The sequence below is a fragment of the Candidatus Cloacimonadota bacterium genome, assembly GCA_012516855.1.
GTDB lineage: Bacteria > Cloacimonadota > Cloacimonadia > Cloacimonadales > Cloacimonadaceae > Syntrophosphaera.
In genome coordinates, this window is record JAAYWB010000111.1 from 1 (window position 1) to 8,719 (window position 8,719).

Annotated in this window: 10 protein-coding genes and 1 tRNA gene; 4 read left to right on the forward strand and 7 right to left on the reverse strand. The window is 53.4% G+C overall.

All coding sequences use genetic code 11. From position 1 onward, the window contains the following. The 7 genes from GX466_09190 to GX466_09220 all read right to left on the reverse strand — a co-directional run. Positions 1-325: thiamine pyrophosphate-dependent dehydrogenase E1 component subunit alpha (locus GX466_09190; GenBank protein NLH94370.1), on the reverse strand; the 325-nt coding region annotated here is incomplete at its 3' end. Then, on the reverse strand, positions 325-912 hold the full coding sequence (locus tag GX466_09195) for a DNA-3-methyladenine glycosylase (protein ID NLH94371.1): 588 nt from the start codon (positions 910-912) through the stop codon (positions 325-327). The genes GX466_09190 and GX466_09195, both read right to left, overlap by 1 nt. Positions 913-1,005: 93 nt before the next feature. Continuing rightward, positions 1,006-1,944: an NAD-dependent epimerase/dehydratase family protein gene (locus tag GX466_09200; protein ID NLH94372.1), complete on the reverse strand. Its 939-nt coding sequence runs from the start codon at positions 1,942-1,944 to the stop codon at positions 1,006-1,008. Between the two features lie 47 nt (positions 1,945-1,991). Next, positions 1,992-2,996, reverse strand: coding sequence for an adenosine deaminase (add, locus tag GX466_09205; GenBank protein ID NLH94373.1), 1,005 nt, complete (start codon positions 2,994-2,996; stop codon positions 1,992-1,994). Beyond that, on the reverse strand, positions 2,993-3,499 hold the full coding sequence (locus tag GX466_09210; GenBank protein ID NLH94374.1) for a hypothetical protein: 507 nt from the start codon (positions 3,497-3,499) through the stop codon (positions 2,993-2,995). The genes add and GX466_09210 overlap by 4 nt, the downstream gene beginning before the upstream one ends. Before the next feature lie 11 nt (positions 3,500-3,510). Then, on the reverse strand, positions 3,511-3,954 hold the full coding sequence (locus GX466_09215) for a GNAT family N-acetyltransferase (GenBank protein ID NLH94375.1): 444 nt from the start codon (positions 3,952-3,954) through the stop codon (positions 3,511-3,513). Then, positions 3,935-4,513, reverse strand: a complete 579-nt coding sequence (locus tag GX466_09220; GenBank protein NLH94376.1) for a nitroreductase family protein — start codon at positions 4,511-4,513, stop codon at positions 3,935-3,937. Before GX466_09220 ends, GX466_09215 begins: the two co-directional genes overlap by 20 nt. Positions 4,514-5,126: 613 nt before the next feature. On the opposite strand from GX466_09220, the gene GX466_09225 reads away from it, so the two are divergent. The 4 genes from GX466_09225 to GX466_09240 all read left to right on the forward strand — a co-directional run. Next, positions 5,127-6,353 carry an MFS transporter gene (locus GX466_09225; protein ID NLH94377.1) on the forward strand — a complete coding sequence of 409 codons (1,227 nt, stop codon included), beginning with the start codon at positions 5,127-5,129 and terminating at the stop codon, positions 6,351-6,353. A 90-nt stretch (positions 6,354-6,443) separates the two neighbouring features. After that, on the forward strand, positions 6,444-7,154 hold the full coding sequence (locus GX466_09230; GenBank protein ID NLH94378.1) for a hypothetical protein: 711 nt from the start codon (positions 6,444-6,446) through the stop codon (positions 7,152-7,154). Between the two features lie 58 nt (positions 7,155-7,212). Further along, positions 7,213-7,285 (forward strand) — tRNA-Lys (locus tag GX466_09235). A 441-nt stretch (positions 7,286-7,726) separates the two neighbouring features. Continuing rightward, on the forward strand, positions 7,727-8,719 hold a 993-nt coding region (locus tag GX466_09240; protein ID NLH94379.1), incomplete at its 3' end, for an IS256 family transposase.

Below are 8,719 nucleotides of genomic sequence, written 5' to 3' on the forward strand. Positions count from 1 at the left end.
CCTGCACGCCATTGGAGTAGAGATTGCGCCAGTGAATGTGTTGCGACCCTCCCCTGCCGCCGCAAACGCCCGTCTGGCGCCCCATCATTTCCGCAAATAACGCCCGCGGGTCTCCGCCATAGGCGATGAAGTGCCCATGACAGCGGTGATTTGTGACGATAATATCCTGTGAGTCCAGCGCGGCAATCACTCCCGCAGCGTTGGCTTCCTGTCCGATGGAGGTGTGCGTGGTGCCAGCGAACACACCGCGCTTAAATTCCTCGAGCACCGTTTCCTCAAAACGGCGAATCCTGTACATGGTGCGGTATAGCGCGATTTCGTCCATCAAGCCCCCGCCCGGCAGGAACAGGTGAAGCGCCAGGGCATTGAGCGCCACGGTTCGGGCGCTGATTGAATGCCCACCCGCGGCGAAGTGCTGATTTGTGCCTGCTCTATGATATATCCTTCTTCAATGAAGAGCGGGCTGTTTGCATCCATCAGGTCGGCCCCATTCAAGCCACCGTCAACCCCCAGCGCTTTGGTTAATTTCGCCGGACCGTTGCACCAGTTGGCAGGTTCAACCCCCGCCCTTCTCGCAGCAATCCATTCCAAACCCTCTTCCGGCAAAATGGCGCGAATTAAAACCGCCGCAGGATACCCTTCTTCACCGCAAACGGTATTCAGGCACCAGTGCATACCATAGGTAAAGTAGACATACGCTCTACCCGGCAGCCCATACATTACCTCGTTGCGCCGGGTTTTACCTGAGTGCGCGTGGCAGGCCAGGTCATCCTCTCCGCGGTAGGCTTCAGTTTCGCAGATGATCCCCGAAATGCGCCGCCCGTCCACCTGGCGGACCAGGCGCTTTCCCAGCAGCGCGCGCGCCACGCCAGTTACTTCACCCAGGTAAAAGGATTGCGGCAAGCAATTCATATCAAGTATTATACCCAAACAGCACCTTCCCGCTTTAATCAAACGCCACCCGCCCGGGTGGTGTTTGAAAAATCACTTGTCTGCTTGCATTGATCATTCGTATTGTGTTTTATCTGTGGTGGTGTCATGCGCCAGCGTGCGCTTTAATCCTTCCAGCAGCTCCACCTCAGGCTCGTAGGCCAGTAATTCACGCGCCAGGCTAATATCAGCGCGTAAACGGCTTATGCCGCCCTCGTTGCGCGGGTTATATACCACTTCAGGGTTCCCGCCGGTTACTTCAATCGCCATTCTGGCCAGGTCTCTTACAGAAGTTTCAGTACCACTACCGACATTGATCGTGAGCTTGTTCACATCGGGAGCGTTCGCCGCGGCCAGCATGGCGTTTACCACGTCATCCACGTAAACGTAATCTCTCGTCTGGTTGCCGTCACCATGGATCACAATGGTGCCATTCTCCCACGCCTGGTGTAAGAAGCCGGGTATCACCGGGGTGTGCACCGGCGGAATGCGCTGACCAGGCCCATATGCATTGAAAACCCGCAAGCATACCGTTTCAATCCCCCACAGGGAACCGATCGTTTTTACATAGTACTCCGCTGCCAGCTTTGAAACCGCGTATGGCACGCGCGGGTTAACAATGACGGTCTCTTTTACCGGCTGCACCGGTTGGTTGCCATAAACAGTGCCGGAAGAAATGAACACCACGCGCCTGACGCCGACATCACGCATGGCTTCCATCAAAGTCACCGTACCGCCTACATTAACGTTGTTATATTCACGTGGATACAGCACCGACTCCTGCACGCTCACCTTGGCTGCCAGGTGATAGACACAATCCACTTCTTGCAGGAGCGACCACAAAGTTGGTCGGTCATTGACATCACCGCGTACAAACTGCACCGTTGGTGAAAGATTTTTTTGATCACCCGCGGAAAGGTCATCCACCCCGATGACCACATCGCCTGCAGCCGTGAGGCGGTTGGCAAGCGCTGAACCCAGGAACCCGGCCGCGCCGGTTATGAGATATCGCATCCAGCCTTTTTCCTTATTTAAGTGCCTGCATTATAGCATAGACGGATTTATGCCCCAGTGGATTTTTTTCGACGTAAGGCTGTTTTCTCTTCCTCCGTCAGAAAAGCGGTGAGAAGAGCGTTTTCCTGTGCCTGGCGAATCATCGCCGGGCTTAATCCTGCCTTCGGCGCCGCCACTTCATATTCATAGCGCAGGTTGATGGCGCTGATGCCGGGGTCATCTGAGTTGATAGAGGCGAGAATTTTCTTTTCCATAAAAAGCCGCATGGGATGCGCTGCATAATCCGAGACCACACTGGTTTGCACATTGCTGGTGAGGTTGCATTCGACGCCGATGCCTTTCTCACGCAGAAAATCGAGCAACGCGGGGTCTTCTGGCGCGCGTACCGCGTGACCAATACGCTCCGCCCCGAGCTCGCGCACCGCCTGCCAGATCGATTCCGGCCCGGCGGATTCTCCGGCGTGCACAGTGATATGCCAGCCAGCGTCTCGTGCCTTACGGAAATGGTCGCGGAACAATTCGCCGGGAAAGCCCTCTTCATCACCAGCCAGGTCCAACCCGGCAAACTCATGAGCATACCTGAGTTCCGCCTCCAATTCTTTCATGGCAATCTGCGGTCCGTATTGCCGTGAAAGGATTCCCAACTGGTTGACACGAATGGGGTGTTCCTGTTCTGCCGCGCGTATACCCTCCGTGACGGCTTCCACCACGCCCTCAGGCTGCAAGCCGTGGGCTTCTGCCATGAACCAGGGGCTGTAACGCAGTTCGATGTAATCAATCCCTTCTCTGCAGGCGTCTTCCACGTTCTCATAGGCGATGCGCCGGCAGGAGTCGTAATCCACCATCACGCCGGTCATCCATTTGAACTTTTCAATAAACGCCATCACCCCTGGTTGCGGTGTGGTAACCTGTACAAACGGGCGCAGAGTATCAAGCGTTTTGCCAGGTAATGGCAGGTTGTGTTTTAACCCCAGCTCAAGGATGGTTTCCAAACGGATGCTGCCATCCAGGTGGCGGTGCAGTTCGACCAAAGGAATATCTTGTGAAATCACGGTTCATCCTCCTGTTGTTCGTGAATAGTGTGTAGTTTTAAGCCAAGCTCCTGCGAATATTGAAGAATCTCTTTCAATTCCTCATCTGCCGGGTATGAAAAGTAGAGGGTTCCCTCCTCCACCTGTCCTGAGAGGTCAATGCCGCCCCAGAAAACCTGCGTTTCAGCAGGCAGGCGGCTGAGCAGCTTTTTCAGCTCTTCCAGGCTGGCAACGGAAATTTTCAGATAGTCGCCCTCCCAAATATTCTCAGCCGCCGTAATCTCAGCGAAAGACTTGGTGCGATTGGTGCCGGTGGTAAGCGTGTATACGCGTGTTTTGCCCTGTTGCCAAGAATACAGTTCGTACCCTTTCAGTGACGCGGGTAACTGCTCTGGGATCGTGGACCAATCCGTTTTGGGGAATACCCCAGTCTCTTGGTTCAGCCCTGCTTGTTCTCCGCCGTTGCAGGCTGTGAGCACCCACAAGCACAGGCTGAGGATTATCGCCACTTTACTCGCTTTCATCGCTTCCCTCATCAAGCTGCCGGACCATCGCGCACCTCGATCTCTTTCGACATCAGCACGATCTCCGGTCTGCGTACCCAACCATCTGCCTGCCAGAATTTTAAACCGCTATGATTAGTAGTATAGACCATAATGTGGCACTTATGAATATCTCTCTTGTGTAAAGCCGTGAAGACGGTGCGCACCAAAGCGCTGCCCAGCCCCCTCCGACGGTACTGAGGTAGAACCGCCAGGTGATAGAGGTAACCTCGCCTGCCATCGCAGCCACACAGGCAGGTACCCACCAGTTGACCATCCTCTTCTGCGATATACGACAACCCGGCGTTTTGCTGGATAAAACGGGCGAGCGCGCCTGGTTCATCTGCGCTGCTCAACCCCATGCCTTCTATTTGCTTCCATAAGGCAAGCGCCGCCTGAATATGGAGAACGGACATTTCATTGATCTGTATGGTCATTTGATTGCTCGTCTAAAAGAATAGACTGGTCTTGCGGGAAAGTTTTGGCGTGCTTCTTTTCTGCGGGCGGGAACGGACCCCACTGCACGCGTGCTTCCTCGTACTGCGTTCGCGGCTCCTTTGTTTCTGCCGGGTAGCCAATGTAAATGAGGTTCAAGGGGGTCACGCCTTTCGGCAGGTTGAGGATATGGCTCACCTGTCGGCTAAAAATGGTCACGGGGTGCACGCCCACCCAGATAGACCCCAACCCAAGCGCGGTGGCTGCCAGCAGGATGTTTTGGGTGGCGGCGCTGCAATCTTGCACCCAAAACTTGTCGCCCACTTTCCCTTTTTGCATGCGGCTGCTGCCCAGCACGCAGATGGCTGCGGGGGCGTTCATTTTCGCGAACATTAACGCCCGACGGAATTTATCCATAACTGACTTCTCTGTAATCACCACAAACTCCCAGGGCTGCGCGTTCATTGCGCTTGGGGCAGCCATAGCCGCTTCCAGCAGCTGGATGATCTTTTCCTTTTCCACCGGCTGGTCGGTGAATTTTCGAATGCTGCGTCTTTTCATGATCACGGTAAGTGTATCTTCCAAAGTATTACTCCTTTTTTACCTCGCGGTTTGGCTCGCCAGCGGCCAAGTGAACATGCAGCTGCAGGATCGATTGGGATTCGCCGTCATTAATGATCAGGCGGAACCGACTTTTTTCCTATCCTTCAGCCCGAAGTGTTTGCTGGGATAAGCGCATAAATTCGCTGTAAAACATCGGGGAATCCACGGGAAAGGATAATCCATCATTGTCCGATTTTCGGGCACGAGGAGGGTGTGCATAGGTAGTCGGGTTTTGCGCGCCTGACCGCCATCCAGTGTTCCATCCCTCCAAGCCTTCCGCCGGGCATCAGGGTGAGGGTGTGTGTATAACCCCATCCAATCCTTTTCATGAAAATGCAGCTATAAGCAAGTTCTCGCATCATCTCACTCATCGCCCTCCAGTTCCATTGGGACCAGCTCAGAGCCAATCTTATTATAAGAGTTTTTTGTTGGCAGCCGGGAGATCATTTTGCCCCCCCCTTTCTTTTACGGGTAGCCAATCATTAGCGGTTTTTTTAGCGCGCTGGATTTTGCGCAAGGGCAGTCAGTTAGGAATTGCGCAATATCAGGATACTCTTAAAATAATCTGCAGATGCTAGAGCATAAGCTATCACAGACCTTTTCTTCTTTGCAGCACCCCAACTTCCGTTTATGGTTCGGTGGTCAGATCGTTTCGCTCATCGGTACATGGATGCAAGCCACCGCCCAGGGATACCTGGTATACGAACTGACCGCGTCTCCCATGATGTTGGGTATTGTCGGCTTCGCCAACGGCATACCGGTGTGGTTGTTCTCGCTTTTCGCCGGCACCGTCGCTGACCATATTTCACGGCGAAAAATGCTGCTCATCACCCAGGGTTCAATGATGGTTCTGGCTTTCATCCTGGCGGTGCTCACCTTCAGCGGCACCGTGCGCGCCTGGCACATCATCCTCCTCGCGCTCCTGTTGGGGACGGCCAATGCCTTCGACGCTCCCGGTCGCCAATCATTTGTGGTGGACCTGGTGCCCAAACAGGAACTCACCAACGCCATCGCTCTCAATAGCTCGGTGTTTAATCTGGGCACCATCATCGGTCCGGCGGCTGCCGGTTTGGTTTACGCCTGGCTGGGTCCTGGATGGTGCTTCACCATCAATGGGCTTTCATTTATCGCGGTGCTGTTGGCGTTGGCGTTGATGAAAATCGCTGCCAAACCCCCTTTACGCCCTGCGCAGGGATCACTGGCTCATACACTCACCGAAGGAGTGCGCTACTCGTTTAAAGACGCGAACATCCGCGTTCTGCTGGTTATGCTCACCGCTAGCGCGGTCTTTGGCTTTGGATTGCTGGCACTCATGCCCGCCTGGGCGACAGGGGTGCTGGGCGGAGATGTGCGCACCAATGGTCTGCTGCTTTCAGCGCGCGGTTTGGGTTCGCTGAGCGCAGCGCTGATGATCGCCTATCTGGGCGCGCGCATCATCCGTGGCAGGTTATGGAGCATCGGCAGCCTGGTGATGCCTGTTTCGCTATTGCTGTTCGCCCTCTTTCGTCTGCTGCCGGTCTCCTTGCTGATGCTGGTATTGATGGGTTGGAGCCTGATGACCGTGGTCAACCTCACGAACGCGCTCATCCAAACCCACGTCCCCGACGAGCTGCGCGGCAGGGTGATGAGTGTGTACATTCTGCTGTTTCAGGGTGGCTTCCCCATCGGTTCATTGGTCGCTGGTTGGCTGGCAGGGCTGACCAGCGAAGCCCTCGCCGTTTTTGTGTTCGCCAGCGTATTACTGGCTGTGTCCATCGCCATCCAACTGCGCCAACCCTCCATACGGCAGTACAACTGATGCATTGATGACCGGCGTTCGTGCACATCGCTTATAATGTTCACTGGTTGGTTTCATCCTGTTTTTCAAGAAAGTTAATAAAACCTCGAGATGCGCATTGAACCTGAAACTTCCATCAGCCACGACCATACCTCCACGGAAGGAGGTGTTCAGCCCAGGCGGAAAAGAATCAAGAACAGGGGGAGGCTTGTCGTCAATCTTTTCGCCGCGGTCGTTTTCCTGATCCTGCTGGCGGGTTACCTGGCAGGTTGGTTGGGAGAATACCCGGCGCGAAACGCTCAGCTGATCACCGGCAGAATTGCCTTCCTTTTCCTGCTGGCTTCGCTGAGTATCACTCCCCTGCGCACGCTTACCGGGAACATCCATATTGGGCCGCTGCGACAGGCTTTTGGCTTGAACGCCTTCTATTTCGCGATGGTTCACGTATTAATCCTGATTTTCCTGAATTACCGAATGGATTTTTATGCTTTGGTCAAAGGTTTTTCCAATCATCCATACTTTTGGCCAGGAGCGGTCGCTTTTCTAATCCTCAGCGTATTGGCTGTGACCTCGCTCAACAAGATGAAGAGAGCCCTCCGTGGTTCATGGAAGAAAATTCACACGATGGTGTACCCGGCAGGGGTGCTGGTGCTGGTGCATTACTCATGGATAGCCAACGGGAAATTCATTCCCGCTGCAGAGGTGAAAACCTTACCGCTGCTAACGGCTGCCTACCTGGCGGCGCTGTTCACCTTAAGGTTAAGGCCAGTGAAAAAGGCTGTGTTGCGCTGGCGGAAAAAAGCAAAACCCCGCACAGGTTGAGCGTGGCTGGTGTTGTTTGACAGTGTTTCTTTTTAGGATATAATAACCCCCGAAGAACGGTCCACTAGCTCAATTGGCAGAGCAACTGACTCTTAATCAGTGGGTTCGGGGTTCAAGTCCCCGGTGGATCACTAAATGTGGGGGTAATTGAGTTGAACAACCACCAAAATATCGGTTTATACCCGTTGGTATGACCTTTCGGGTATGCGCTGCGTTCGTATTCTCCGGCTTGCAGGTACTTGGTCTTTCCGCCTGTGTGACACTGTTGAACAGCACCCGCACCATCTCCCGAACAGCCTCTAATCTGTTGCGCAATATCTCTTCAATCGTCCCTGCAGACAGGTTGCACTCATTTTGATGAGTCATTTCCCAGTCTCTCTTGGAAAATTGTGGTGAATAACCGAGGCTGTGGATTAAATTAATCACTATAAATATAAATTCTTGCCGCGAATAATCTGAATCTTATAAGGAAAGTAGTTGGTGTAACATATTTCCTGTAAATTGTTGAACCTTAACAAAAGCGGTGAGTCAGAAGTATCCTTAAGGTGACTAAACCATACAAGGAGAACAAAATGACTCACCAAAATGATTATACCTTTGCAGACGAAATAGCAGAAAAAGGGCTTGAAGCAATCCCGGAGCTGATGCGAGTGCTGATCAACAACGCCATGCAGGTAGAAAGGTCAAAATACCTGCAGGCTGAACATTATGAGCGCACTGAGGATCGCAAGGGACATGCAAATGGCTTCAAGCCCAAGACCGTGAAGACCCGCATGGGTGAGATCACCTTTGCAGTACCTCAAGTCAGAGAAGGTGGTTTTTATCCTTCAGCCCTTGAGAAAGGACTGAGGAGTGAAAGAGCGCTCACGATCACCCTGGCTGAGATGTACGTTCAGGGAGTGTCTACCCGTAAGGTGAAAGCCATCACTGAACAGCTATGCGGGGTTGAGATTTCTTCTGAACAGGTTAGCCGGGCAACTGCACAGCTGGACGGAGTGCTACAAGAATGGCGTGAAAGACCTTTGGGAGAGATCAGCTATCTCTACGTGGATGCTCGTTATGAGAAGGTTCGTGAAGCAGGGCAAGTGCGAGATGCGGCTGTTCTGGTGGCATCTGGGATCACTCCAGAGGGGGAAAGGCAGATTCTGGGTGTTTCTGTATCCCTCAGTGAACACGAAACCCACTGGAAAACCTTCTTGAAGAGCCTGAAAGACCGCGGTTTGAACGGAGTGAAGCTTGTAATTAGTGACGACCACGAAGGGCTTGGAGCAGCCAGGAGAGCCGTGTTGGGCAGTGTGCCGTGGCAAAGGTGTCAATTCCACCTGCAGCAAAACGCGGGCGCATATCTGCCCAAACAGGCAATGAGATTGGAGGTGGCCGCAGACATTCGTTCAATGTTCAATGCTTCAGACCGCAAGACTGCTGAAGAGTTACTCCAAACAGCCATCCAGAAGTATGCTGTTTCTGCACCACGGTTATCGGCATGGCTGGAAGAGAACCTGGCAGAAGGGTTTTCGGTTTTTGATTTCCCTTTGGAACACCGGAGAACGATCCGGACGACCAAC